The sequence below is a fragment of the Sphingomonas sp. R86520 genome, from assembly GCF_042466285.1.
Lineage (GTDB): Bacteria > Pseudomonadota > Alphaproteobacteria > Sphingomonadales > Sphingomonadaceae > Sphingomonas.
On record NZ_JAXHBZ010000001.1, the window covers coordinates 810,856 to 837,283 of the forward strand.

Sequence of the window (26,428 nt, forward strand, 5' to 3'; positions counted from 1 at the left end):
AGGTAGCGTTGACGATCGCAAGACCGCCTCTCCAGGCATCATATAAAGATATCTTTATATTTGATTTGAGCCCTCCGATCCCCTAAGTGGCACGGCATCCGGCACGGGCATGAGGCTCGCCGATCACAGAATTTCCAGGAGACCCATTGTGGCCACCACCCTCGCCCCCGCGAAGACCGACTACGTCGTCGCCGACATCAGCCTCGCCGATTTCGGCCGCGCCGAGATCAACATCGCCGAGACCGAGATGCCCGGCCTGATGTCGCTGCGCACCGAATTCGGCCCGTCGCAGCCGCTGAAGGGCGCGCGGATCACCGGCTCGCTGCACATGACGATCCAGACCGCGGTGCTGATCGAGACGCTGACCGCGCTTGGCGCCGACGTCCGCTGGGCGACCTGCAACATCTTCTCGACGCAGGATCACGCGGCCGCAGCGATCGCCGCGACCGGCGTGCCGGTGTTCGCGATCAAGGGCGAGAGCCTCGCGGATTACTGGAACTATGTCGGCGACATCTTCCAGTGGGATCGCGACGTCGAGGGCCAGACCGCCAACATCATCCTCGATGACGGCGGCGACGCGACGATGTTCGCGCTCTGGGGTGCCAAGCTTGAAGCCGGCCACACGATGCCCGAGCCCGAGAACGAGGAAGAGGTCGAGATGCAGCGTGCGCTGAAGGCGTACGTCGCGAAGAACCCCGGTTACCTGACCGAGACCGTCAAGAACCTGAAGGGCGTCTCGGAAGAGACCACCACGGGCGTCCACCGCCTGTACGAGATCGCCAAGAAGGGCGAGCTGCCGTTCCCCGCGATCAACGTCAACGACTCGGTCACCAAGTCGAAGTTCGATAATCTCTACGGCTGCAAGGAATCGCTGGTCGACGCGATCCGTCGCGCGACCGACGTCATGCTCGCCGGCAAGGTTGCCGCGGTCGCTGGTTTCGGTGACGTCGGCAAGGGCTCGGCCCAGTCGCTCCGCAACGGCGGCGCGCGCGTGATGGTCACCGAAGTCGACCCGATCTGCGCATTGCAGGCGGCGATGGAGGGCTTCGAGGTCGTGACGATGGAAGAGGCTGTGACCCGCGCCGACATCTTCGTGACCGCGACCGGCAACGCCGACGTCATCACCGCCGATCACATGAAGGCGATGAAGCCGATGTCGATCGTCTGCAACATCGGCCACTTCGACTCGGAGATCCAGATCGCCGCGCTGTCGAACTACGACTGGACCGAAGTGAAGCCCGGCACCGACCTGGTGAAGTTCCCGGACGGCAAGCAGATCATCATCCTGGCGAAGGGTCGCCTGGTGAACCTCGGTTGCGCCACCGGCCACCCGTCGTTCGTGATGTCTGCTTCGTTCACCAACCAGACGCTCGCGCAGATCGAACTCTGGACCAAGGGCGAGAACTACAAGAACGAAGTGTACGTCCTGCCCAAGCACCTCGACGAGAAGGTCGCGATGCTCCACCTCGAGAAGCTCGGCGTGAAGCTGTCGAAGCTGTCGGAAAAGCAGGCCGGCTACATCGGCGTACCGGTCGAAGGCCCGTTCAAGCCGGACCATTACCGCTACTAAGACGCCGTCACGATCTGCGTGCGAAAAGGCCGCGTCCACCGACAAGGTGGGCGCGGCCTTTTCGTTGCGGCGCTCATGTGGCCGTTAGTGACCGCTTCCCGTCCAAAGCCGCACGCTCGGGCTGGCGATACGGGGGCCTATAACGGCCATTCGTTGAGCGCGATCTTTCCCGTTTCTCCGTCTCCGATTGGTCATTTTGGGAAAGCGAAACCGGCAGGCGTTCGTCAGCGCGGTCGAGGCAGCGAGGTTCCCGCCAGACGTTCCTCAGTGAGAATGGCGGGGCTAGTCACGATGACTATTAGCGCGATCAGAAGGTCGCCACGTACCGTACGCGGTTACGGCACGGGAAACCGCCAAAAACCGAAACGCACATAGATGATACTATCTTTGCGCTGAGGGCCCCGTTTACGTTACACAATCGACCATGACCCACACGCTGATCGGTGATGCTCGCTGCTCCACTGACAAGCAGGACCTTGCCGCTCAGCAGGACGGATTTGCGAAGCTCGGTGTTGCGCCAGATCGCACCTTGAGCTCTTTAGGGATAAACATTTACTTATGATCCTCCCTATTCTGCTAGCTGCCGCCTCGGTGTCGACGCCGCCGTGTGCGACAGGAGCATGGGCCGCAAAGGCTGGCGGACAGACGATTTTCAAACTGGAAATTGAAAATAACTCGACCGGCACAACAGCAATATGGACCCGGCCCGATCAATTTGGGTTTGATGGCGACACCTTCTCGAACATAAATGGCCACGTGGTTCGACGTGTGGCTAGCGAAGCGCACGTCAATGATGGTGACCTTATCCTCAGCTTTGAGGATCCTGAGCCCAATTCAACGCCTGACATGCTCCGCGTTCGTTGCGCGCAGGTAGGACATATTTCCGTTACTTTTATGGGGCCGGACTTCGATCCTTTTGACTTTGAAAAAACGTCGAGTAACGAAGCGCAACTAGGACCATGGGACGCCAAGACAGCCTACACGCGGAAGATCTTACGCCAGACAAACGGAGAAATGACCAACATCTTTGATGCTGATCAAGCCGATCGCCAAGCTGAGCATATCAATTTTTCCGTTGTCGGGCCAGCGGACGAAAAACGCAGGCGACGCACGCAAGAACTGATAGACGCCGGGGCGCTTCAAAGTGGCGAGGATTTTTACCACGCGGCCTTTATATTTCAGCATGGCAGCAAAGCTGATGATTATTTAAAGGCCCACCTATTATCAATGGTAGCTGCAGCTAGAGGGAGTGCGGGAGCGATCTGGATATCTGCCGCGACGCTCGACAGATATCTTCGGGCCATTGGCAGACCGCAAGTGCTGGGTACGCAATTCACGGCACCTAAGGGCAGCCCGGCAACTCAAGAGCCTTACGACCGCAACCTTATATCCGATGCCATGCGCAAGGCGCTTCGTGTCCCACCATTGGCGGAGCAGGAGAAGTATCGACAGGACTACACTGTGCACGAAGCTAAGAGCAGGAAACCGTGAGGACGCGCCTGTGTGTGCGGATGGTCCATCCTCTGCCTGTTCAAAGCTAGTCCAGGATGCATAATAGCGCGACTTAAGGGTGCCACTTAGCGCTGACATTCACACGGCGACGGAAGTGATGCCATTCCCGAAATTCGATCCCAATCGGGAAGGCCGGCGCCGACTGGGTAATGGCAGTAGAAGGTAGTGAGCCGGTCGATCGTCGGTATAGGCGATCGGTTCGGGACTTCGTGCTGATGTCAGGCGATGAAGCTGGTGGAGCGGGAGAGCGCATCCCATTCGTCACGCTCGGCCTTCATGGCACCAAGCTTCTGGTCGACCAGGCCTAGCGCATCCTCGCCAAGGAACAGGCGCGTCGGCGGGCTGTCTGAGGCTACGATCGTGAGGAGCGCCTGCGCCGCCTTGGCGGGATCGCCCGGCTGGTTGCCGCTCTTGGCCTGCCGCGCGGCACGGATTGGATCCATCACCGCGTCGTAGTCGGCGATGCTACGCGGCGTGCGATCCATCGAGCGGCCGGCCCAGTCGGTGCGGAACTGGCCAGGCGCGAGCGCGGTGACGCGGATACCGAATCCTGCGACTTCCTTGCCCAGCGCTTCCGAGATTCCCTCTAGCGCAAATTTGCTTCCGCAATAGGAGGTGATGCCGGGCATGGTGATAAATCCGCCCATCGAGGTCACGTTGATGATGTGACCGCGACGACGCTCGCGCATTCCTCGCAGCACGGCCTTGGTCATCGCAACGGGTCCGAACACGTTGGCGGCAAATTGACGCTGGAAGTCATCGATCGACGCCTCTTCCATGACGCCCTCGTGGCCGTAGCCGGCGTTGTTGACGAGGACGTCGATCGGGCCGACGCGCGCTTCCATGTTCGCAACGGCAGCGGGGATCGCATCGTAGTCGGTGACGTCGAGAACGAGCGGATGGGCATGATCCAGCGAGAGCGCAGCGAAGGCGTCGGCATCTTCCTGCCGCCGCACGGTTCCGATCACACGATGTCCGGCATCGAGCACGCCCTGCGCGAAGGCGCGGCCGAGACCGGAACTGACGCCGGTGATGAGGAAGGTTTTGCTGTTGGACACGTGACGACTCCGCTGGATCAATCTCTATATCATGATATAGTCGGCTCATGACGCGTGACAACCCCGATCATTCTCAGCCACCACGCGGCGAACCCCTCCGCCAGCGCGTGCTCGATGCAGCCGAGCGGCTGCTGCGCGATGGCAAGGCCGAGTTTTCGATGCGCGACCTGGCGACCGAGGCCGGGGTCAGCTTCGCGACGCCGTTCAACCAGTTCGGTAGCAAGGCAGCGATCATGCACGCTTTGTCCGGACGCCGGATCGACACGATGACGGAGTGCTTCGCCGCCGTGGCGCACCCCACCGACATCGCGGCGCGCGTCGCCTTGGCAGTCGAGACCGCCGTCGCGGTGATGCTGGAAGAACCGGCGGTGAACCGCGCCGTGATGGGCTGGATGGGCACGGGCGGACCGGCACGAGGTGACGCCCTGGCGCGGTCGCAGGCATTGTGGGCGCTCGCGCTCGACCTTGGTGACGGGAAGACGGAGCGGGTTGCGAGCGATCTTGCGCGGCACTTGGCGCTGGCCTTCCGCGGCGTCCTGTCCTTCTGGTCGGCGGGTGAGCTTGCCGACGAAGCGCTCGGTGTCGCGGCGCTCGACATCGCGGGCGCCTTACTGTCACCGTCACCGGACAGCGGTCGGCCGCCCGTTAGTTAGCGTGAAAGCTCGGCCAGCACTTCTGGGCTTATCTGCCGCGGCAGGCTTGCATCGCTTTCCCGAAACACCATCCTTTTTGAGAAAGGCCGCAGCGTCAGCCGATATCCGCTAACGCCATCTTCCTTCCCAATAGCGGCCGGTCCGCTATCCTTCCCATTGCGGACGCTCGCTTATCTGCCGATCGTGCGCAGTTCCCGAACGCAATCGGGCGGGGCAGTTTCCTGCCCCGCCCGCGCGGTCGTTCGAAGATGCGTGGCGACTAGAACTTGATCTGGGCGCCCATGTAGAAGCGGCGGCCGATCGGGTCGTAGACGTCCGAAGCGGTCGTCGTGCCGGTGATCGTGCCGTAGAACACGGTGTCCTCCAGCTTCGGCGGCTTGCGATCGAACAGGTTGGTGACGCCGAAGAACATCTCCATCTGCTTGCTTTCCTCGCCGACGCGCGCGCGCAGCTGGACGTCGTGGTAGAAGCGCGAGGCGATCTCGTTGTGCGCAGCGATCTCGTCCGAATAATCCGACGCGTATCCGGCGAATTCCGAGCGGACCGTGTCGACCATCGGGCTGAGATAGGTGGTCGTCCAGTTCGCGCTGAACGCACCGACGCTGTAGCTGAGCGTCGCGTTCACCTTGTCGCGGAAGACCTCGCCATATTCCAGGTTGCCGACGCCGCTGTAGACGGGCGCCGACGGATCGGACTGGGTGTCGTACTTGATCGTGTGCGTGTACTGGGCGTTGAAGTCGAGCCGGTCGTCGTTCAGCAGGCCGAGCGCGTGGCCGTAGCGCAGGTTGACGTCGATGCCGCTCGTCTTCGTGTCGGCGATGTTGATGTACTGCGCGTTCACCGTCTGGATGTAGCCGGTGTTGGCGAAGCGGATCACGTTGTCGCAGAACTGCGCTTCGCCGGTGGCGAGGCACTGCGAGATCGAGGTCGAGCGGGGCACGGTGCCGATGGCGTTGGACAGCTTGATGTTGAAGTAATCGACCGTCAGGCTGAGCCCTGGAACCCGATCCGGTGCGATGACCGCGCCCAGCGTCAGGGTCTTGCCCTTTTCTTCCTGAAGGTTGCGATTGCCGCCGTCGAAGCCGTTGATGCCCTGCGTATCAGCGAGCGTGTACTGGAACGTACCGCCGTTGTTCACGGCCGTGGCGATCGCCGGGATCGCACGGCAGGCGGCATCGTAGGTGCCGTTCGAGGTGGCCGTCACGTTGTTGCAGGGATCCTGCACCGACGGGAAGGTTTCCGACGCCGACGAGAACAGCTCCGAGATGTTCGGCGCACGGTTCGCGATGGCGTAGTTGCCGCGGAAGCGCAGGCCACGGATCGGCGAATACTCGCCGCCCGCATTCCAGCTGAACACGGTGCCGATCGTCGAATAGTCCGAATAGCGCGCCGCACCCTGCAGGCTGAGCGAGTGTACGAACGGCAGGTTCTTCAGCAGCGGCACGTCGACTTCGCCAAACAGCTCCTTGACGTTGAACTGACCCACCGTGTCAGGCGTCAGATTGCCCGAATTGAGGCCGGCATTGGTCAGCGCGTCCCAATCTTCGCTGCTCTTCTCGCGCCGGTATTCGCCACCGAATGCGACCTGAAGATCGCCATAAGGTAGCGTCAGGAGCGAGCCGTTGACGCTCGCGTTGGCGACGAACTGCGTGTTCTTGATGTAGACTTCACGTGGCACGGCAGCCTGGACGTACGCGGCCGCCGCAGGGCTGACGGTGTCGTAGCCGAACAGGTTGATCGGTGCGCAACCGGCAGCGCGTGCGGTGGCATCGCGGCAGACGATGGTACCGGTGGCATCGGTCGTCGCATCGAGCGCGTTGGCGTAGCGCGAGATGTCGATGTCCTGGCTGCGCGTATGGTCCTTGAGCTGGCCATAGACACCCGAGACTTCGTAGTTCCACTTCGGCGCGATCTCCCCGCGGAAGCCACCGGCGATGCGGAAGGTGTCGCGATCGTTGGAGTTGCTGCGGCTGAATACTTCGTTCTGGCGACGACGGAAGGCGATCGACGTCACGTCGTTGTCGGCGATCCCGTCGCTGTTGCGCGCGGCGATCTGGTCGCGGATCGCAGCAGGGATGTACGGGTTGTCGATGCTGTAGCCAGCGCCGACGTCGGTGCCGGAGTCGAGCGCGAGTGCCTCGATCTGCGAGCTCGACTTGGTCTTGGCGTAGGTGCCCTCGATGAACGCGGTGACCGCGCTGCTGAACGCATACTGGCCCGACACGGCCGCGAGGTAGCGCTCGACGGGCGTCGAGATGCGACGTACCGAATTGCGGTTGAAGCCGTCACCACTGCCCAACACGACCGAATTGTCGGGGTTGAACGAGAACAGATTGCTCGCATAGCCGCCATTGTTCGTCGACAGGCCGGTCGAGTTGTTCGCGTTTTGGAACTGGAAACGACCCTGCGCGGAATAGGAGCTGTACGACTGCGGACCGCAGCCGAGGTTCGAGCAATCCTGCGCCGAGATGCCGCGCTTGCTCGAGAGCAGGCCGAGATCCTTCGAATAGGTGACGTTGGCGATGACCGAGCCCTTGTCGTCCTCGCCGAACTTCGTGCCGCCGGTGATGCTGGCGGTATAGTTCGGATTGTCGCCACGGCTGGTGAGGCCGTATTGTGCGCGGGCGGTGATGCCCTGCATGTCCGTCTTCAGCACGTAGTTGACGACGCCTGCGACCGCATCGGAACCGTAGATCGCCGATGCGCCGCCGGTGACGACCTCGATCCGATCGACGAAATCCGCCGGGATGTTGTTGACGTCGACGACCGACGTGCCTGCGACACCCGGAACGAACCGGCGGCCGTTCACCAGGACCAGCGTGCGCGAATCGCCGAGATTGCGAAGGTTGATCGTCGCGATGCCGTTGCCGGACGTGTCGAAGTTGCTGTTGGTCTTGCTAAGACCCGGAATGCCGACCTGCGGCAGCTTCGCGAGCAAGTCCTGCGTATTGACGATGCCCTGTGCCTGGATCTGCTGCGAATCGACGACCGCCACTGGCGAGGCGGATTCCAGATCGGGACGACGAATGCGCGAGCCGGTGACGACGATCGCGTCATCCGCGCTTTGCGCGGGCTCGGCAGCGACGGTCGCATCCGGGGCCGCGGCCGGTGCAACGGTATCTTGCGCGAACGCCGGCGCGGACAGCGCGCCTGCGGCGAGAATGGTAGCGGATAGGAGCAGTTTCCGAGACAAAGAGCAGTCCTTTACAGATCAACGCAACGTGATGTTTCAACTGCGACACGCCGGTATTGCGATGCAAAGCCTATGCGATGAATGACAGCGCTCTTGTCTCTTTTTTCGCCAACTGACACAAATCTGCAACGGATTGTGTCATTCCCGTTAGGATCGCCCGGCTCTTGGGATGTGGTACTGCCCGATGGCGCTGTTCGACGTGGCGGCGGGAAATCTGGGCATCCGACTTCCCTATGCCGACATGCTTGGCTTAGACGGGGGCATGATGTTTCACGCGTTCCTACGATGATCACGGTCGGTACCGGGACGGTGCTCCTCGCGGGCGCACTATTGCTCGTGTTCGTTGCAACCGGCGCGGCGTTGCTATTCCTCGGACTCCGCGCACGCGGACAGGCCTCCGATATAGTGGACGCGAATACGCATCTGCGGGCGGTCATCGAGGGCGCGCCCGCGATCGTCACGGTGATCGGTGCTGGTGGTCGAATCGAGATGTCGCAGCCGATGGCGGACTGGTTGGGGTTCGAAACGCCGCCACGAGCGCTTGGCGAACTGGCGGCGGGCGGGGCGGGGCTTTCGCCGGACGATGCCGCGCAGCTGATCGCCGACGTTACCGCGGCGCAACGCTCCGGACGAAGCTTCGTACGCTCGGTCAGGCTGCTGGAGTCGACGCGCGCGATCACGTTCCGGGGTGGGCGGGCGCCGGGGGCCGTAGACGCAATCGGCACCGTATTGCTCTGGGCGTTCGACGCGACCGATAGCGAGGCCGAGATCGCGCGGCTGGGCGCTGAGGCTAGCCGGCTTGGTGCGGCATATGAGTCGCTGACTGGGCTGATCGAGGCCGCGCCGATGCCGATGTGGTATCGTGCAGCCGACTTGCGGCTGGCCATGGTCAACACGGCGTATGTCGATGCGGTCGAGGGGCGCGATGCCGCCGACGTCGTGGCGCGCGGGCTGGAGCTCGTCGAGGGATCGGGCCGGGGCGGGCCGCTAGCCGGCGCGGCCGTCGCGCGCGAGCAGGGCCGGCCGCATCAGCAGGTCTTGCCGGCGACCATCGACGGCGCGCGTCGGTCTCTGCAGATTTACGACGTACCGTTGCCGAGCGGTGGGGTCGCAGGGTTCGCGATCGATATCGAGGAGCTGGAGCAGGCGCGATCCGGAGCGAAGCGGTTCGCCGAGGCGCAGCGGGCGATGCTCGACCGTCTGTCGGCGGGCGTCGCGCAGTTCGGTGGCGACCGGTCGCTCGTGTTCTGCAATCAGCCGTTTCGGCGGATGTTCGCGATGCGCAGCGAATGGCTCGCCGATCGCCCCGAGTTCGACCGGGTGCTGGAGCGGATGCGCGAAGCGAACCGGCTGCCCGAAGTGCGCGACTTCCCGAGCTGGAAGGCGGAACGACGCGACTGGTTCATGCAGACCGGCTCGTCACAGAATGGCTCGGCCGGTGGCGGGGCGATGGAGGAGAACTGGCACCTGCGTGGTGGTACGCACCTTCGCGTCGTCGCGCAGCCCTTGCCCGATGGCGGGCTGTTGCTGATCTTCGAGGATCGCACGGAGCAGGTCCAGCTGGCGAGCGCGCGCGATACGTTGCTGCGCGTGCGGACCGCGACCTTCGACAATCTGTTCGAGGCGCTCGGCGTGTTCGCAGCTGATGGGCGGTTGCAGCTGTGGAACAACCGGTTTCGGCTGTTGTGGGGTCTGGAGGAAGAGTTCCTCGCCTCGCACCCCCGCGTCGATGCCTTTGCCGAGGCGGCGGGGGGTAAGCTGCTTACGCCCAACCGGTCGGCGCTGATACCGGACCTGGTACGGTCGGCGACCGTCGAGCGGCAGCAGCGCGGTGGCAGGGTGGCGTTTGCCGACGGGCGACATTTCGAGTTCGCCGGCGTGCCGCTCCCCGATGGCAACGCGCTGTTCACGATGCTCGACATCACCGACAGCCGCCGTGCGGAACAGGCGTTGCGCGACCGGGCTAACGCTCTCGAGGCGGCGGACAAGGTGAAGACCGCCTTCGTGGCGAACATGAGCTATGAACTGCGCACGCCGCTGACGTCGATCAGCGGGTTCGCGGAGATGTTGCATGGCGGGTACGCCGGCAAGATGACCAAGCAGGCCGAGAGCTATGTCGGGGCTATCCTCGAGTCGGTCGAGCGGCTCGGGTTGCTGGTGGACGACGTGCTCGACCTGACGCGCGCGGAGAGCGACCGCGAGGAGACCGACCGCAGCGACGTCGATCTGGCGACGACCGTGCGCGCGGCGGCGGAGACGATCCAGCCGTCGGCCAAGCGGCGCAAACTTGATTTTGCGATCGAGGTGGCCCGCTCGACGGGGCGGGTGAACGGCAATGCGAAGCGGCTGAAGGAGGTCGTCGAGCATCTGCTGCGACACGCGGTCGCGGCGACGCCGGACGGCGGCCGGGTATTGTTGCACACCGACGGCAATGCGACCTCGGCACGGATCGTGGTGTCGGACGACGGGCCGGGGATGGAAGCGGAGGCCGTGGCGCATGCGTTCGACCGGTTTGCGGAGGCCAAGCCCATCGGGGATCGCGCTTTGGGGCTGGGGTTGCCGTTGGCCAAGCAGTTCGTCGAGGCGCATGGGGGCACGATCGAGCTGCTGTCCGAGCCTGGGGGCGGAACGTTGATCACAGTCGAACTGCCGCGCCGATGAGCGCGTACTTTCTGCTCCCTCTCCCCTTCGGGGAGAGGGTCGGGGTGAGGGGCTGCCAAGCAATGCAACGCCTGGAACAGCTCCTCACCCAACCCTCTCCCCGGAGGGGAGAGGGCTCATGCGCGTGATCCGCTTACCCGATCCGCAAGCGACCGAAGTCTTCGGAGCGAGGCTTGCAGCACTCGTCCAGCCCGGAGATGTGATTACGCTCGAAGGCACACTCGGCGCGGGAAAGACCAGTGTCGCGCGCGGTCTTCTCGCCGCGCTCGGGCTCGTCGGCGAGGCACCGTCGCCGAGCTTTGCGATCGTCCAGCCCTACGAGCCGCCGGAGGTCCGCTTCCCCGTGATGCACGTCGATCTGTACCGCATCGACGATCCCACCGAGATCGAGGAACTGGCGCTCGACGACGCACGCTATGATTCATTGCTGCTAGTCGAGTGGCCGGAACGCGCGGGCCCCGATCATTGGCCGGATGCGCTTCGGTTGAGCCTGACGATCGAGCCCGATGGCACGCGCGGCTTGACAGTGGGAGTGCCGGAAGCTTGGAGGTCGCGATGGCCGACATGACCCCGCCGCCCGGCGCCGCCGCTTTTCTCGATGCTCATGGCTGGGGTGGGGCGCAGATCCTCCCGGTCGCAGGCGACGCGTCGTTCCGGCGCTATTTTCGCGCGATCCAAGCCGCCGAAGCGGGGGGGCGCCAGGCAATCCTGATGGACGCGCCGCCGCCGCACGAGGATCCGCGGCCGTTCATCGCCATCGCCGAGTGGCTGGTCGAACGCGACTTCGCGGCACCAGCGATCCTCGCGTGCGACCTCGATCAGGGGCTCGTGCTGATCGAGGATTTCGGCGACGATCGATTGCGCGAAGCGGTCGATGCGGCACCGGAAGACGAGCTTTCGCTCTATGCGCCGGCGATCGACCTGCTGGTGCGGTTGCGCGCCGAGCCGGCCGGACCGGTCCCTCCCTATGATCGCGCTGTCCTGAAACGCGAAGCGGGGCTGTTCATCGAATGGTATTGCCCGGCGGTCGGCATCGAGCCCGATCTCGCGGGCTGGAACGCGGCGTGGGAGGCTGTGTTCGATCATGCGATCGCCGAGACGCCCATCACCGTGCTGCGCGATTATCACGCCGAGAATCTGATGCTGGTCGGGCCGGAGCGTTCACTCGGGCTGCTCGATTTCCAGGACGCGCTGGCCGGGCATCCCGCCTATGATCTGGTGTCGCTGCTGCAGGATGCGCGGCGCACCGTTGATCCGTCGGTCGAGGCCGCGATGCTCGACCGGTATCGTGCCGCCACCGAGGCGAACGCGGCGTTCATGAACGCGTACCACGTACTCGGCGCGCAGCGGAATGCGAAGATCCTCGGCATCTTCACCCGCCTCTGGAAGCGCGACGGCAAGCCGCATTATGCGACTATGTGCCCGCGCGTCTGGGCTTATCTGGAGCGCGATCTGGCGCAGCCGGTGCTCGCACCGGTGGCGGCCTGGTTCGCGGCGAACGTGCCGCCTGCGTTGCGCGGCGATCCGCTGGCTATCGCGGCGTGACGCGCCAGCACAAGGTACGACCTGTGCCGCACGGTGTCGTGCCCGGGACGGCGATGGTGATGGCGGCGGGGCTCGGCAAGCGGATGCGGCCGCTGACCGCGACGCGACCCAAGCCGCTGGTGGAGGTCGCGGGCAAACCATTGATCGATCACGTCTTCGAGCGATTGCAGGCGGCCGGTATCAAGCGCGCGATCGTCAACGTGCATTACCTGGCGGACACGCTGGAGGCGCATGTGACCGATCGGTTCGAGGGGATGGAGGTCGTGGTCTCCGACGAGCGCACGCGGTTGATGGAGACGGGTGGCGGGCTGGTCCAGGCGCGGCCGCTGCTCGGCGATGGCCCGGTGCTTGTCGTCAACAGCGACAATCTCTGGATCGACGGGCCGATGGATACCATCCGGCTGCTCGCGTCGCGCTGGGACGACGCCAGCATGGATGCGCTGTTGTTGATGGTGCCGCTCGCCCGCGCGCACAACCATGGCGGCATGGGTGATTTCTATCTCGGCAGCGACGGGCGGATCGTGGCGCGGCGCAAGCCGGGCCGCGTCGCGCCATTCGCCTTTACGGGTATCCAGATCCTGCATCCGCGCGTGATCGTCGACTGGCCGGAGGGGCCGTTCTCGACGAATCTGTTCTGGGATCGCGCCATTGCGGCGGGGCGCGCATATGGCCAGGTCCATCAGGGGCTTTGGTTCGACGTCGGGACACCGGCGGCGATCCCGAAGACCGAGGCGATCCTTGCCCGTGGCTGACCCGGAAGGAGCCGCGCGCCCGACGGTGTTCACCATTCCTGCACACCGGGCGTTCGCCGATGCGCTGGTCGCAGGACTGACGCGGCGGGCGGGGCGTGATCCACTGGCGCTGGCCCGCGCGCTGGTGGTGTTGCCGAACAACCGCGCCGTAAAGGCGGTGACCGAAGCGTTCGTGCGCGGCAGTGGCGGCGGCCTTGTCCTGCCGCGGCTGGTGCCGCTGGGCGATCCGGAGATGGGCGAGGCGGTCGGTGCCGCGCTTGATCCGGCGGACGATGTCGACCCGCCGCTACCCGCGGTGCCACCCTATCAGCGACGGATGATCCTCGCGCGGCTGGTGTCGGAGGAACGCGCCCGCGACGGCCATCCGGTCGATGCGGCGGAGGCGGTGCGGCTCGCAGGCGAACTCGCGCGGACGCTCGATCAGTTGCTGGTCGAGGAAGTGCCGCCGACCCGATTGCGCGATATCGAGCTTGGACCCGAACTGACCGAGCATTGGCGGCGCGCACTGGCGACGTTCGAAATCGTGTTGCAACGCTGGCCGGGCGAACTGGCGCGGCTGGAACGGATCGACGCGGCGACGCGGCGCTCGGCATTGCTCGACCGGCTCGCCCAGCGCTGGCGGAGTGCGCCACCCCCCGGGATCGTCTGCGCGGCGGGCGTGACCGATTCCGCGCCAGCGGTCGCGCGTCTGCTCCGCTGCATCGCCGACATGCCGCAGGGCATGGTCGTGTTCGCCGGGCTCGACCTCGCGCTACCGGACGAGGAATGGGACGCACTCGGGCCGCATGATCCCAACCCCGTGACCGGTCTCACGCGGCGGTCGATCGAAACGCATCCGCAGTTCGATGCCAAGCTGATGCTCCTGCGCATGGGGGTCGCACGCGGCGAGGTGCAGACATGGCGCGAAGGTGGCGGGCACGACGCCGACGCCGCGCGCGGCCGGGCGATCGCCAACGCGCTGGCGCCCGCGGATTTCACCGGCAAGTGGACGCAGATCGCGGCGGAAGATCGCCGGTTGAAGGGTGTGACGGCGGCCGAACTTGCGACGCCGGCGGAAGAGGCTCAGGCAATTGCGCTCGTCCTGCGTGAAGCGTTGGAAGTGCCGGAGCGGACCGCTGCGCTGGTCACACCAGACCGCGCCCTGGCGCGGCGGGTGGCGGCGCATCTGGGGCGCTGGGGCATCGGCATCGATGACAGTGCAGGCCGGCCCTTGTCGATCCTCCCGCCGGGGACGTTGCTGCTCGCGCTGGCCGAAGCGGCGGCGCAGCGCTTCTCGCCGCTCGCATTGCTGGCGCTTCTGAAGCATCCGCTGGTGCGCGCGGGCGAGGACCGGCTGTTGTGGCTCGACGGTGCACGCGCGCTCGACCGCCGATTGCGCGGGCCTCGGCCGGCGGCGGGGCTCGAGGGGATCGCTGGACATCTGGCGGAGCGCAAGGGGACGGCGACGACGTGGTGGGTGGACGTGCAGCCATTGCTGACGCCGATCGCAGCGGCGTTCGATCAGGGGCCGCAGCCCTTGACGTCGGTCCTCGCGTGCCTGCGCGAAACGGCGCAAACCCTGTGCGGTGATAACCTCTGGTCGGGGCTCGCGGGGCGTGCCGCGGCGGAGTTCCTCGCCGATCTCGAAGCTGAAGCGCCGGCCGGACCCCCGCGGATCGATCCGCGGGAACTGCCGCAATTGTTGCGGACATTGCTCGACGAGGTCGCGGTCCGGCCGGCGCCGGGCGGCCACCCACGTCTCGCGATCTACGGCCTGATCGAGGCGCGGTTGCAGACCGCCGACGTCATGGTGCTTGGTGGTCTGAACGAAGGGGTGTGGCCGGGGCGGCCTGCGCCCGATCCCTGGCTGGCGCCGCGTATCCGCATGGAGCTTGGCCTGCCGGGGTTGGAACGGCGTGTCGGCACTGCTGCGCACGATTTCGCGCAGGCGCTCGGCGCACCGCGTGCGGTCGTCACGCGGGCACGGCGGGATGCGAAGTCGCCGGCTTTGGCCTCGCGGCTCTGGCTGCGGTTGCAGGCGCTCGCAGGTGATCGGTTCGAGCGGGCATCTGCGCTGGAAGGCTGGACGCGAGCGCTCGACGATCCGGGAGAGCATCTGCCAGTGGATCGTCCCGCACCGTCGCCGCCAGCGCTGCTGCGCCCCAAGGTGATCTCGGTCACCGAGGTCGATCGCCTGAAGGCCGATCCCTACGCCTTCTACGCACGCCGCGTGCTGGGCCTGATGCCGCTTGACCCGGTCGATGCCGACCCCAGCGCGGCCTGGCGAGGGACCGCGGTGCACGACATCCTCGAGCAATGGTGGAAGCAGGACAACTGCACCGTCGACACGCTGCGGCTGCGTGCGAAGGCGATGCTCGATGACGAGCGGACGCATCCGATGATGCGCGCGCTGTGGCAGCCGCGGTTGCTGGAGGCGATCGACTGGATTGCAGGTGCCATAGTCGCGCAAGGCGAGGATGGCCGCACGGTCGCCAGCGCCGAGGGCAAGGGCAAGATCGAGATCGTGGGGGTGACGCTGTCAGGGCGCTACGACCGGATCGACAAGCTGCCCGACGGGCGCCTCGCGGTGATCGACTACAAGACCGGCAAGCCCCCTTCGCCGACCGCAGTCCGCGCGGGTTATAGCCTGCAGCTCGGGCTGCTCGGCCTGATCGCCGAGCGCGGTGGTTTCGAGGACGTGCGCGGCACCGCGGGCGCGTTCGAATATTGGTCGCTCGGCAAGAAGCGCGACGCGTTCGGCTATATCGAGAGCCCGGTCGACCCCGAGGGCAAGCGCGACAAGATCCCTACCGCCGACTTCACCGCCATCGCCGCGCACAATTTCACCGAAGTCGCGGGCAAATGGTTGACTGGTGCAGAGGCCTTCACTGCCAAGCTCGTTCCCGAATACGCCCCCTATGCCGAGTATGATCAGTTGATGCGACGCGACGAATGGTATGGCCGTGAGCGGTGACGCACTCGCCACGCTGCCCCGGTTGAGGGGCGCGCAGGCCGATGCGAGCAACCCCGCCTCGCACGTCTGGCTGTCCGCGTCAGCCGGCACGGGCAAGACGCAGGTGCTGGCGGCCCGCGTGTTCCGACTGCTGCTGCGCGGTGTCGATCCCGGCGCGATCCTCTGCCTGACCTTCACCAAGGCTGGCGCGGCGGAAATGGCGCAGCGCATCAACGGGCGCCTAGCGGCGTGGGTGCGGATGCCCGCGCCGGCGCTCGCGGCAGACCTGATCGCGCTAGGCGAAAGCCCGGTACAGGCGCTGCAGGACCGCGCGCGCACCTTGTTCGCCAAGGTGCTCGATGCGCCCGGCGGGGGGCTCCGCATCCAGACGATCCACGGTTTCTGCCAGGGATTGCTGGCCGCGTTTCCGGTCGAGGCCGGGCTGACGCCGGGCTTCCGACCACTGGAAGCGCGCGAAGAGGCGGGCCTCGCCCGCGAGGCTCTGGCGACGATGCTGTCGGACGCCGAGCGCGAAGGACGCGAACGCCCGGTCGAGATCGTCGGGCGCTTGTCGCTACGGATGGGCGAGGGCGGGGCAGAGGCGTTCCTGCTCGCCTGTGCGCGTGCGCTGCCGGCTCTGGAGGCGCTGCCGGTCGGGATCCAGCCATGGCTCCGCCGCGAACTCGGGCTGCCGTCCGGCGATATCGACGAGGCAATCGCGGAATGGTGCGACGCGCTCGATCTCGACGCGATCGCGCGGATTGCCGCGGCCAATCGCGCCTGGGGAACGGCAACCGGGCAGGCTGCCGCGGCGACCGTGCAGCGTTGGCTCGACTCCGAGGACCGCGCGGCAACGTTGGACGAGCTCGCCAGCGTCGTGCTGACCGGCACGGGCACGCAGCGTAAAGCGTCGAAGAAGCTGATCGATGCCGAGCCCGACTACGAGGTTCTCGCCAGCGATCTGGGCGAGGCGTGCACCGACGTGCTGTCGATGGTCCAGCGCGCGACCTATTGCGACCTGCTGGCCGACGGGCTTGAGGTTGGGCGTGACTATGCACGAGCCTATGCTCTCGCCAAGCGGCGCGCAGGGGCGGTCGATTTCGACGACCTGATCGCGACGACGGTGGCGCTGCTCGACCAGCCGGGGATCGGCGAGTGGGTGCGCTACAAGCTCGACCAGGCGACCGAACACCTGCTTATCGACGAAGCGCAGGACACCAACGGCCACCAATGGCGGATCGTCCGCGCGCTGGCGGACGAGTTCTTCGTCGGCCGCGGCATCTATGCGCCATCGACGCGCACCCTGTTCACGGTCGGCGACTACAAGCAGGCGATCTTCGGCTTCCAGGGGACCGATCCGCTCAACTTCCAGGCAGCCGAGCAGTATTTCGGCGGGCGTGCGAGCGAGGCTCTTGGTGATGACGATTGGCCCGAGGAAGAAAAAGGGCTTCCGCTCGCGCGGCTGTCGCTACGCCACTCGTTCCGGTCGACGCGGACCGTGCTGGAGTTCGTCGATGCCGCGATCGATGCAATCGGCGAACCGGGCTTGGGTATCGCGGGCGAGGTCGAACGCCACGCGAGCGAGGTTGCCGGGCCCGGCACGGTGACACTGTGGCCGACGATATCGGCAGGCGGCGCGGAAGAGGACGAAGAGGGCTGGGTCGACGATGCGGTGCGCGAGACGGCGCGGACCATCGCGCGCGCCGTGAAAGGCTGGATCGCCGACGGACTGATGCTGGAGAGCAAAGGGCGTCCGCTCCGGCCCGAGGACATCATGATCCTCGTCAAGCGGCGCGGCGATCTCGCTTCGCTGATCGTCGCGCGGCTCTATGCCGAGGGCGTGCCGGTGGCAGGCGTCGATCGCCTGCGGCTGAACGCGCCGCTGGCAGTGCAGGACCTGCTCGCGACGATCCGCTTTGTGTTGCAGCCCGAGGACGATTTGAGCGTCGCGGCGTTGCTCGTGTCGCCTCTGATCGGGTGGACGCAGGACGAGCTGATGGCGGCGGCGCCGCGCGAGGCGGGGCCGTTGTGGCGGCACTTGCAGCGCACGCAGCCGGCCGAGCGGCTGGCGCCGTTGCTCGCGATGCTCGCACGCGCCGACATCGCCACGCCGTACCAGTTCCTGGAGGAACTCTTGTCGGGACCGCTCGATGGCCGCCGGAAACTGATCCGGCGGCTAGGGACCGAGGCGCGCGATCCGATCGAGGAGCTGCTCAACGCCGCGCTGACCTTCGAAAGTACGACGACGCCGTCGTTGCAGCGCTTCCTCGACTGGTTCGATCGCGGCGACGTGGAGATCGTCCGCGATCCGTCGGCGCCACTCGATGCGGTGCGCGTGATGACCGCACACGGCGCAAAGGGCTTGCAGGCGCCGCTGGTGATCCTCGCGGATGCGACCGCCGATCCGTCGGCGGCGCCGCGCTCGATCCTGAAATGGGCGCCCGAGCCCGGGGCGGCACCGATCCCGGTGTTTCGTCCGCGCTCGGCCGAACGGGGCGGCCCGCTCGATGTGGTCGTGTCGGCCGCCGAGCAGCGCGAGCTGGAGGAGCATTGGCGGCTGTTCTATGTCGCTGCGACGCGCGCGGAGGAGCGGCTGGTGATCGCCGGCGCACTAGGGCCCCGCGCGAAAGGCGTGCCACCGGAGCATAGCTGGTACGCGGCGGCAGACCGCGCGCTGACGGCGCTCGGCGTCGAGGCAGGCGACGGCCAGCGGATCTTCGCAGGGGTCGAGCCTCAGCCCGCCGTGGTGGCGAAACCTGCGGCGTCGGTCCGGGAGGTGGAGAACGCGCATCTGCCGGCCTGGGCGCACGAACCGGCGCCGCACGAGGCGCGTCCACCTCGCCCCCTGTCACCGTCGGCGCTGGGCGAGGATGCGGTGTCCGATCCGCCGCCTACGCCGGCGATGCGGGTTGCGGCCGAGCGGGGGCGACTGATCCATGCGCTGTTCGAGCGGCTACCCGCAGTCGCGGCGGCAGAGCGCGCCGATGCCGCGGATCGCTGGCTGGCCAAGGCTGGCGGCGTCGAGGACGCGCCGGCCCGCGCGGAAATCGTCCGGAGCGTGCTGTCCGTGCTCGACGATCCGAAGCTCGGCGATTTGTTCGGCCCGGACACGCTTGCCGAGGCGCCGATCGCGGCTACCCTGGCAAACGGCATCGTCGTGTCGGGCACCGTCGATCGCTTGCTGATCGAGACCGACCGCATTCGCGTGGTCGACTTCAAGACCGGGCGGCGTGCGCCGACCGGGCTGGACGACGTGCCGGACTATCACCTGAAACAGATCGCGGCCTATGCCGAGGCGCTGACGGTGATCTTCCCGGGGCGCGTGGTCGAAGCGGCGTTGCTCTACACAGCGGGACCACGGTTGATCGCGTTGACCGAGGATGCACTCGCCGCGAACAAGCCGCGCTATCGGCCCACGGAGCAAAGCTAGCGGCCCGGTGGTTGAGCGCACACGTGTGCGACCTTAGATACCAAACAACCAAGGAGAATTCACGATGGCGACCAAGCATATCACCGATGCCAGCTTCGATGCGGACGTACTGAACGCAGATGGCCCCGTGCTCGTCGATTTCTGGGCGGAATGGTGTGGCCCGTGCAAGATGATCGGGCCGTCGCTGGAGGAACTTTCCGACGAGCTCGGCCAGAAGGTGACGATCACCAAGATCAACATCGACGAGAACCCCGATGCGCCCGGCAAATACGGCGTGCGCGGGATCCCGACGATGATCCTGTTCAAGGGCGGCGTGCCAGCTGCGACGAAGGTCGGCGCTGCACCCAAGGGGCAGCTGAAAGCTTGGCTCGAGGGCGAGCTCGCTTAAGCGCTGACGGGTGGGGACATCACCCCACCCGTCATCCCAGCGACAGCTGGGATATCCCCGTTCGAGCCGCTCCACTCGCCAACCGGGATACCCCAGCTTTCGCTAGGGTGACGGTTTTAAGGCGAGGTAGGGGATGACTTAGAGGCAGTTGATCAGTCAGCGATTGGTCGGAGATCAGTCGCCGCAGAACTCAGCTCCGATAGTCGGCGTTGATCGAGATATAGCCGTGCGTCAGGTCGCAGGTCCACACGGTCGCGCGGCCTACGCCCAGCGCGAGATCGACGCCGATCTCGATTTCGTGGCCCTTGAGATGCGCGGCGACCGGTGCTTCGTCGTAGCCGCTAAGTGCGAGGCCGCCCTCCGCAACCTGTGTATTCCCGAACCGGATCGACAGAGTATCCCGGTCGGCGGGTTCGCCGGCCTTCCCGACCGCCATGACGACACGCCCCCAGTTCGCGTCCTCGCCGGCGATCGCGGTCTTCACCAGCGGCGAGTTAGCGATGCTCATCGCGATGCGGTGCGCGCTGCGGTCGCTGTCGGCGCCCATCACTTCGATCTGGATCAGCTTCTGCGCGCCCTCGCCATCGCGAACGACGAGCATCGCGAGTTGGTGGCAAAGGTCCGCCAAGGCCGCGCGGAAGGCATCCGCGCCTACGCTGTCGTCATCCACCAACGCTGCGTTACCAGCCTTGCCGGTCGCGAACGCCAGCACGGTGTCGCTGGTCGAGGTATCGCTGTCGACTGTGATGCACGAGAAGCTCGGCGCGTTCGCCTTCGACAGCGCGGCTTGCAGGAATTCCGGCTCGACCGCGGCATCGGTGAAGATGAAACCGAGCATCGTCGCCATGTCCGGCGCGATCATCCCCGAACCCTTGATGATACCCACCAGCGTGACGGTGCGATCACCTATCACCGCCGTCGTCACCGCGCCCTTGGTAAAGGTGTCGGTGGTCATGATCGTCGCCGCGGCATCTTCCCAGCCACAGGGCTCCGCGGCAAAAGCTGCGTCGAGCCCAGCTTCAGCCTTGTCGATCGGCAACGGCACGCCGATCACGCCGGTCGAGGAGACGAACACGTCCGAAGGCTGGCACCCGAGATGCGCCGCTGTCCGCGCGGCAATCGCCTCGACCGCCGCGCGCCCGCGCGATCCGGTAAAGGCGTTGGAGTTTCCGGCATTCACGACGAGCGCCCGAGCCTGGCCCAGCGTCAGCGCTGCGCGGCACCACTCCACCTCGGGCGACGGGCATTTGCTCTGCGTCAGCACCCCCGCGACAACGGTCCCAGGCTCCAGCGTCACGAACGTCAGGTCGCACCTATCCCACGTCTTGTACGCCGCCCGCGCGACATGCAGCGCGACCCCGTCGATCGCGGGCGCGGCGGGGAAGGGCAGGGCGAGGGGAGATGTGGACTCGGTCATTTGGTCGCCATAGACTGGAGATACCCTGTTTCGAAAGTGCCCTGGATGCTGCTGATCGCCATAGCCCTTCAATTGGTGTCTGCTGCAGCTACGGACCCTCGTCCGATCAACACGGATGAATCGGTTCAGCTGGACGATTATCCACAGGAAGCGCTGCGAAACGCACAGACCGGTATTGTCACGGCTGCTGTCTCGGTCGCTGAGGACGGCCGTGTCACTGGATGCGACGTCGTGGAGAGCTCGCATTTCGCGAGTCTGGATAGTGCGACGTGCGGAGCGATACGTCGGCGTGGTCGTTTTGCGCCGGCAACCGACGACACCGGTCGATCGATTAAGGGAGTTTATTACCGTGCGGTCTCGTGGGGAGTGGGTGCCGACCAGCCTCGTACGATCATGGACTTGACACTGATGACGCAAAATATTCCTCCAGGGTATGCCAATCCTGCCATGTTGCAGGCGGTGTTCGGCCCATCCGGCCACATCGTTCGGTGCAAGATCGAAAATAGCACCGGCAATACAGGAGCGGACTCGGTAGCGTGCCGCCAAGCTATCGCTACGATAGCGATAGCGCCGCCCATCACAAGAAACGGCAGTACGCCACTTGCAGTCCGCTCCGTCATCGTAACGTTTCGGGCACAATAAGCCCCAGCCGTCTAACGCCTGATACCGCGCGGTTTTCGATTGGACGATCTGCGTCACGCACCCTATGTCCGATTCCGCATGAACCTTCTGCTTCTCCTCTCTGCCCTGCTCTCCGCACTGACCGGCGTGGTGCCCGGCGTGCGTGGTCAGTCGGCACAGGCCGTGGCACAAGGCAGCGTCTGCTCGCAGTCGATAGCAGCAACGCCGGCCAAGATCTTGATAAGGCCTGTATCTGGCCTTCCCGCGCTGCTTCAGGTCGCGGTCGCCAGCGCGTTGCGCACCATCGCCGTCGCCTCGCTTCCCCTATGGGCCGAGCGCCGCCGCGAATAGCGTCTTGGCCTGACCTTATCGTAGCCTTTGGATCCGAGCGATCCGCTTCCGCGTGCACCCACCGTGTGCCGCCGCGTCTCAAATTCAGGAAATCAGCCCATGTTCGGTGGCCTCGCCAAATCCTTGTTCGGTTCGTCCAACGACCGCTACGTCAAGTCGCTCAACCCGATCCTCGCCAAGATCGCCTCGTTCGAGCCGTCGCTCCAGGCGATGTCCGACGAGGAACTCTCGGCGCAGACCGTCAAGTTCCGCGCGCGCCTTGCAGAGGGCGAAAAGCTCGATGACCTCCTTCCCGAGGCGTTCGCGACCGTCCGTGAAGCGGCCCACCGCGTGCTCGGCCAGCGCCATTACGACGTCCAGATGGTCGGCGGCATCGTCCTCCACCGCGGCGAGATCGCCGAGATGCGCACCGGCGAGGGCAAGACGCTCGTCGCCACGCTCGCGACCTATCTCAACGCGCTGCCCGGCGACGGCGTCCACGTCGTCACCGTCAACGACTACCTCGCGGCGCGCGACGCCGAGTGGATGGGGCAGGTCTACACCTTCCTCGGCATGACGATCGGCGTCATCATCCCGAACCTGTCCGACGAGGAACGCCGCGCCGCCTATGCTGCGGACATCACCTACGGCACCAACAACGAGTTCGGCTTCGATTACCTACGCGACAACATGAAGTACGAGCGCAGCGCGATGACGCAGCGCGCGTTCAACTTCGCGGTGGTCGACGAGGTCGATTCAGTGCTGATCGACGAAGCCCGCACGCCGCTGATTATCTCGGGGCCCACCGACGACAAGTCCGAGCTCTACATGCAGGTCGACGCGGTCGTGAAGCAGCTCGATCCGATCGACTACGACAAGGACGAGAAGCAGAAGACGATCATCCTCACCGAGGACGGCACCGAGAAGGTCGAGCGGATGCTCGAGGCGGCGGGGCTGCTCGAGGGGCAGAACCTGTACGACTTCGAGAACACGCAGGTCGTGCATCACCTCAACCAGGCGCTGCGCGCGATCGTGATGTTCAAGTCGGACATCGACTACATCGTCAAGGACGGCAAGGTCATCATCATCGACGAGTTCACCGGTCGCATGATGGACGGCCGGCGCTGGTCGGACGGTCTGCACCAGGCGGTCGAGGCGAAGGAGGGCGTCCAGATCGAGCCCGAGAATCAGACGATGGCCTCGATCACGTTCCAGAACTATTTCCGCATGTACCCCAAGATCGGCGGCATGACCGGCACCGCGGCGACCGAGGCGGCCGAGTTCTACGACATCTACAAGATCAACGTCGTCAGCATCCCGACCAACGTCGAGGTCAAACGCGTCGACGAGGAAGACGAGTTCTACAAGGACACCAAGGACAAGTTCGCGGCGATCGCCAAGAAGATCAAGCATCACGCGGACCTCGGCCAGCCGGTGCTGGTCGGCACCGTGTCGATCGAGAAGTCCGAGATGCTGAGCGAGTTCCTGGTCGGCGAGAACGTCGATCACAAGGTGCTCAACGCGCGCTTCCACGAGATGGAGGCGCACATCGTCGCGCAGGCCGGCCGCAAGTCCGCGGTGACGATCGCGACCAACATGGCGGGCCGCGGCACCGACATCAAACTCGGCGGGAACCTCGAATTCCGCATGCTCGACGAGCATCCCGAACTGGTCGAGGGTACGCCCGAGTATGACGAAGCGGCGAAGCGGATCACGATCGAGATCGAGGCGGAGAAGCAGGCGGTGCTCGCCGCGGGCGGCCTGTTCGTGCTCGGCACCGAACGTCACGAGAGCCGGCGCATCGACAACCAGCTGCGTGGGCGCTCGGGTCGTCAGGGCGATCCGGGCCTGTCGCGCTTCTATCTCAGCCTCGACGACGATCTTCTGCGAATCTTCGGGCCGGACACGCTGTTCGCCAAGATGATGCGCAACAATATCGAGGACGGCGAGGCGATCGGCAGCAAGTGGCTGAGCAAGGCGATCGAGACCGCGCAGAAGAAGGTCGAGGCGCGCAACTACGACATCCGCAAGCAGGTCGTCGAGTATGACGACGTGATGAACGAGCAGCGCAAGGTCATCTACGAGCAGCGCGCGGACATCATGGATGCCGATACGGTCGGTGACGTGGTGACCGACATGCGGGCGGAGACGGTCAACGTCATCGTCGGCGATGCGTGCCCGCCCAACTCGTATCCCGAGCAGTGGGACGTCGCGGGGATGAAGACACGGCTCGCCGAGGTGATGAACCTCGAGCCGCAGATCGACGCATGGTTGCTGGAAGAGTCGGTCGATCCCGAGGTTCTGGAAGAGCGGATCCGCACGATGGCCGACGAGGCGATCGCGCAGAAGTCCGCCGATCTGGATGCGGAGACGTGGACGTCGGTCGAGAAGTCGATCCTGTTGCAGAACCTCGATCATCACTGGAAGGAGCATCTGGCGACGCTCGACGCGCTGCGTCAGGTCGTCCATCTGCGCGCGTATGCGCAAAAGACGCCGATCAACGAGTATAAGCAGGAGGCATTCTCGCTGTTCCAGCGCATGCTCGAGACGATCCGCGAGGATGTCACCAAGACGATCGCGCATGCGCAGTTCCAGATGCAGGCGCCGGTCGGGCTGCCCGAACTGCCGGACTTCATCACGACGCATTTCGACCCGTTCACGGGTGAGGACGATTCGAATGACTTCGATGGTGGCACGCGGGGGCACATCACCTCGACGATGCCGCCGCTGCAGATCCCGCAGCCGCAGGCGGGCGACATCGGCGAGGACCCGGCGAACTGGGAGGGTGTGGTAAGCCGCAATGCGCCGTGCCCCTGCGGGTCGGGGCGCAAGTACAAGCAGTGCCACGGCGCGGTTTGAGGCGCTGAGCTTACCAAGCGTTACCACCCCGGCGGAGGCCGGGGCCCAATCGGCAAGGTTGAGGTAACGAAGCGCGTCCGTCGTTAGCAACGTCCCCCAATTGGGCCCCGGCCTTCGCCGGGGTGGTAGATATGCCCCTCAGTTCTCCCGCGAAGGCGGGAGTCCAAGCTACCGGCGATGGGACATAGGACTCTCGGACCCCCGTCCGTCGCCGGTAAACATCGGAGCAACCCCTCCCGACCGATCGTTAGGACCCAATGCGTCAAGCCTCCACCATCCTAGCGATCGAAACCACCCGCCAAGGCCTCGTCGATGTCACCGACCAGATCTCCCGCTGGACCCGCGAACAGCGCCTGACCGAAGGCCTGCTGACAATCTTCTGCCGCCACACCTCGGCTTCGCTCCTGATCCAGGAAAACGCAGCACCCGAGGTCCGCACCGACCTCGAAGCCTATTTCGCCCGCATAGCTCCTGAATCGCGTGAGTATCTTCACGACGACGAGGGCCCGGACGATATGCCTGCCCATCTCCGCACCGCGCTCACCCAGGTCCAGCTCTCGATCCCGCTGATCGACGGCCGACTCGCACTCGGTACATGGCAGGGCATCTATCTCTTCGAGCACCGCCGCCGCCCACATCGTCGCACTCTGGCGCTTCACGTCATCGGCGACTGACCCAGATTATGAAAAATGCGTCAGCTAGGTGGCGCATTGGAGCGATGTCGTTCATCAACCGTTCCACCACTGACGGCTAATAAGCGGCGTTTCGCCGCATTCGCCGCGAACGGAGACTAGACCATGTTCAAGACACCGGGTCGCAAGGTCGCATTCGCAGCGCTCGCAACGGGCGCGCTGCTGCTGGCCGGATGCGCGACCGAGACCGCTTATCGACCCGCGACGGGTCAGGGGTTCAACCGCACCGGCTATAGCGACCGCCAGGTCGAGCCCGGTCGCTTCCTTGTCAGCTTCGCCGGCAACAGCGTCACGTCGCGCGATACCGTCGAGCGTTACCTGTTCTTCCGCGCGGCCGAGCTGACGTTGCAGAACGGCTATGACTATTACCTGATGGCCGATCGCGACACCAACCTCCAGTCGCGTACCTATTCGACGCCGGGCATTGGCGGCGGGTTCGGGTATGGCGGCTTCGGCGGCTATTGGGGGCCGTCGTGGCGCTATTACGGCCGCGGCTTCGGCTGGCGCAACTGGAGCCCTTACGGCGGCTTCGGTGGTGGGTTCGGCGGCGGCTATGGCGGTTTCGGTGGTGGCCCATGGGGCAACGACTTCGACGTCCGCACGATCGATCGGTATGAAGCGACCGCCGAGATCGTGATGCGCAAGGGCCCGATCCCGCGCGACAACATCCGCGCGTTCGATGCGCGGAAGGTTGTCGACAGCATCGGACCAAGTGTCGTGTTGCCGAAGTAACCTTCGACATTTCGAAACGGTAAAAAGGCCGGGCTACCTCAAGGTAGTCCGGCCTTTTTGTTACGCTGCTCCCTCTCCCCTCC

At 65.3% G+C, this 26,428-nt stretch carries 18 protein-coding genes; 15 read left to right on the forward strand and 3 right to left on the reverse strand.

All coding sequences use genetic code 11. The annotated features are described in order from the left end of the window. Positions 1-109: 109 nt before the first annotated feature. On the forward strand, positions 110-1,570 hold the full coding sequence (gene ahcY, locus SJY41_RS03970) for an adenosylhomocysteinase (protein ID WP_380779250.1): 1,461 nt from the start codon (positions 110-112) through the stop codon (positions 1,568-1,570). A gap of 558 nt (positions 1,571-2,128) precedes the next feature. After that, complete coding sequence (locus tag SJY41_RS03975; RefSeq protein WP_380779252.1) at positions 2,129-3,061, forward strand: hypothetical protein; 933 nt, start codon at positions 2,129-2,131, stop codon at positions 3,059-3,061. 239 nt (positions 3,062-3,300) lie between these two features. Here the strand turns inward: SJY41_RS03975 and SJY41_RS03980 are convergent, their stop codons facing one another. Beyond that, positions 3,301-4,140 carry an oxidoreductase gene (locus SJY41_RS03980; RefSeq protein ID WP_380779253.1) on the reverse strand — a complete coding sequence of 280 codons (840 nt, stop codon included), beginning with the start codon at positions 4,138-4,140 and terminating at the stop codon, positions 3,301-3,303. Positions 4,141-4,187: 47 nt separating this feature from the next. Here SJY41_RS03980 and SJY41_RS03985 point away from each other — a divergent pair, with 47 nt between their 5' ends. Beyond that, positions 4,188-4,793 (forward strand): TetR/AcrR family transcriptional regulator, encoded by a 606-nt coding sequence (locus tag SJY41_RS03985; protein WP_380779255.1) that lies wholly within the window; start codon positions 4,188-4,190, stop codon positions 4,791-4,793. A gap of 259 nt (positions 4,794-5,052) precedes the next feature. Here the strand turns inward: SJY41_RS03985 and SJY41_RS03990 are convergent, their stop codons facing one another. Beyond that, entirely contained in the window at positions 5,053-7,986 is a 2,934-nt protein-coding gene (locus tag SJY41_RS03990) for a TonB-dependent receptor domain-containing protein (protein WP_380779257.1), read from the reverse strand. A gap of 285 nt (positions 7,987-8,271) precedes the next feature. On the opposite strand from SJY41_RS03990, the gene SJY41_RS03995 reads away from it, so the two are divergent. From SJY41_RS03995 to trxA, 7 genes are all read left to right on the forward strand, one after another. Beyond that, positions 8,272-10,647, forward strand: a complete 2,376-nt coding sequence (locus SJY41_RS03995; RefSeq protein WP_380779259.1) for a PAS-domain containing protein — start codon at positions 8,272-8,274, stop codon at positions 10,645-10,647. A gap of 118 nt (positions 10,648-10,765) precedes the next feature. Next, positions 10,766-11,215 (forward strand): tRNA (adenosine(37)-N6)-threonylcarbamoyltransferase complex ATPase subunit type 1 TsaE, encoded by a 450-nt coding sequence (tsaE, locus tag SJY41_RS04000; RefSeq protein ID WP_380779261.1) that lies wholly within the window; start codon positions 10,766-10,768, stop codon positions 11,213-11,215. Further along, positions 11,212-12,192, forward strand: coding sequence for an aminoglycoside phosphotransferase family protein (locus SJY41_RS04005; protein ID WP_380784050.1), 981 nt, complete (start codon positions 11,212-11,214; stop codon positions 12,190-12,192). Before tsaE ends, SJY41_RS04005 begins: the two co-directional genes overlap by 4 nt. Positions 12,193-12,245: 53 nt before the next feature. Beyond that, positions 12,246-12,944: a nucleotidyltransferase family protein gene (locus SJY41_RS04010; protein ID WP_380784051.1), complete on the forward strand. Its 699-nt coding sequence runs from the start codon at positions 12,246-12,248 to the stop codon at positions 12,942-12,944. Continuing rightward, positions 12,937-15,897: a double-strand break repair protein AddB gene (addB, locus tag SJY41_RS04015; RefSeq protein WP_380779263.1), complete on the forward strand. Its 2,961-nt coding sequence runs from the start codon at positions 12,937-12,939 to the stop codon at positions 15,895-15,897. Before SJY41_RS04010 ends, addB begins: the two co-directional genes overlap by 8 nt. Further along, a complete protein-coding gene (gene addA / locus SJY41_RS04020; protein WP_380779265.1) occupies positions 15,881-19,306 on the forward strand; it encodes a double-strand break repair helicase AddA in 3,426 nt (1,141 codons plus the stop codon). The genes addB and addA overlap by 17 nt, the downstream gene beginning before the upstream one ends. Before the next feature lie 64 nt (positions 19,307-19,370). Continuing rightward, positions 19,371-19,694 carry a thioredoxin TrxA gene (gene trxA, locus SJY41_RS04025; RefSeq protein ID WP_380779267.1) on the forward strand — a complete coding sequence of 108 codons (324 nt, stop codon included), beginning with the start codon at positions 19,371-19,373 and terminating at the stop codon, positions 19,692-19,694. Positions 19,695-19,884: 190 nt separating this feature from the next. Here the strand turns inward: trxA and argJ are convergent, their stop codons facing one another. Then, positions 19,885-21,111 carry a bifunctional glutamate N-acetyltransferase/amino-acid acetyltransferase ArgJ gene (gene argJ, locus SJY41_RS04030; RefSeq protein WP_380779269.1) on the reverse strand — a complete coding sequence of 409 codons (1,227 nt, stop codon included), beginning with the start codon at positions 21,109-21,111 and terminating at the stop codon, positions 19,885-19,887. 45 nt (positions 21,112-21,156) lie between these two features. On the opposite strand from argJ, the gene SJY41_RS04035 reads away from it, so the two are divergent. The 5 genes from SJY41_RS04035 to SJY41_RS04055 all read left to right on the forward strand — a co-directional run bounded on the left by SJY41_RS04035 (position 21,157) and on the right by SJY41_RS04055 (position 26,345). Beyond that, positions 21,157-21,753, forward strand: a complete 597-nt coding sequence (locus SJY41_RS04035) for an energy transducer TonB (RefSeq protein ID WP_380779271.1) — start codon at positions 21,157-21,159, stop codon at positions 21,751-21,753. A 78-nt stretch (positions 21,754-21,831) separates the two neighbouring features. Continuing rightward, on the forward strand, positions 21,832-22,083 hold the full coding sequence (locus tag SJY41_RS04040; protein WP_380779273.1) for a hypothetical protein: 252 nt from the start codon (positions 21,832-21,834) through the stop codon (positions 22,081-22,083). 99 nt (positions 22,084-22,182) lie between these two features. Then, positions 22,183-24,921 carry a preprotein translocase subunit SecA gene (gene secA / locus SJY41_RS04045; RefSeq protein ID WP_380779275.1) on the forward strand — a complete coding sequence of 913 codons (2,739 nt, stop codon included), beginning with the start codon at positions 22,183-22,185 and terminating at the stop codon, positions 24,919-24,921. A gap of 257 nt (positions 24,922-25,178) precedes the next feature. Then, positions 25,179-25,595 carry a secondary thiamine-phosphate synthase enzyme YjbQ gene (locus SJY41_RS04050; protein ID WP_380779277.1) on the forward strand — a complete coding sequence of 139 codons (417 nt, stop codon included), beginning with the start codon at positions 25,179-25,181 and terminating at the stop codon, positions 25,593-25,595. 123 nt (positions 25,596-25,718) lie between these two features. After that, positions 25,719-26,345 carry a CC0125/CC1285 family lipoprotein gene (locus SJY41_RS04055; RefSeq protein ID WP_353468224.1) on the forward strand — a complete coding sequence of 209 codons (627 nt, stop codon included), beginning with the start codon at positions 25,719-25,721 and terminating at the stop codon, positions 26,343-26,345. The last annotated feature ends 83 nt before the right edge of the window (positions 26,346-26,428 follow it).

Excerpts from the sequence above, each read along its gene's own strand:
- SJY41_RS04055 (WP_353468224.1), top strand. The coding sequence starts at position 25,719 with ATGTTCAAGACACCGGGTCGCAAGGTCGCATTCGCAGCGCTCGCAACG.
- SJY41_RS04010 (WP_380784051.1), top strand. The coding sequence starts at position 12,246 with ATGGTGATGGCGGCGGGGCTCGGCAAGCGGATGCGGCCGCTGACCGCG.
- SJY41_RS03995 (WP_380779259.1), top strand. The coding sequence starts at position 8,272 with ATGATCACGGTCGGTACCGGGACGGTGCTCCTCGCGGGCGCACTATTG.
- SJY41_RS04040 (WP_380779273.1), top strand. The coding sequence starts at position 21,832 with ATGAACCTTCTGCTTCTCCTCTCTGCCCTGCTCTCCGCACTGACCGGC.
- SJY41_RS04005 (WP_380784050.1), top strand. The coding sequence starts at position 11,212 with ATGACCCCGCCGCCCGGCGCCGCCGCTTTTCTCGATGCTCATGGCTGG.
- tsaE (WP_380779261.1), top strand. The coding sequence starts at position 10,766 with ATGCGCGTGATCCGCTTACCCGATCCGCAAGCGACCGAAGTCTTCGGA.
- SJY41_RS04050 (WP_380779277.1), top strand. The coding sequence starts at position 25,179 with ATGCGTCAAGCCTCCACCATCCTAGCGATCGAAACCACCCGCCAAGGC.
- argJ (WP_380779269.1), bottom strand. The coding sequence starts at position 21,111 with ATGACCGAGTCCACATCTCCCCTCGCCCTGCCCTTCCCCGCCGCGCCC.
- SJY41_RS04035 (WP_380779271.1), top strand. The coding sequence starts at position 21,157 with ATGCTGCTGATCGCCATAGCCCTTCAATTGGTGTCTGCTGCAGCTACG.
- secA (WP_380779275.1), top strand. The coding sequence starts at position 22,183 with ATGTTCGGTGGCCTCGCCAAATCCTTGTTCGGTTCGTCCAACGACCGC.
- SJY41_RS03985 (WP_380779255.1), top strand. The coding sequence starts at position 4,188 with ATGACGCGTGACAACCCCGATCATTCTCAGCCACCACGCGGCGAACCC.
- trxA (WP_380779267.1), top strand. The coding sequence starts at position 19,371 with ATGGCGACCAAGCATATCACCGATGCCAGCTTCGATGCGGACGTACTG.
- SJY41_RS03975 (WP_380779252.1), top strand. The coding sequence starts at position 2,129 with ATGATCCTCCCTATTCTGCTAGCTGCCGCCTCGGTGTCGACGCCGCCG.
- ahcY (WP_380779250.1), top strand. The coding sequence starts at position 110 with ATGAGGCTCGCCGATCACAGAATTTCCAGGAGACCCATTGTGGCCACC.
- addA (WP_380779265.1), top strand. The coding sequence starts at position 15,881 with ATGGCCGTGAGCGGTGACGCACTCGCCACGCTGCCCCGGTTGAGGGGC.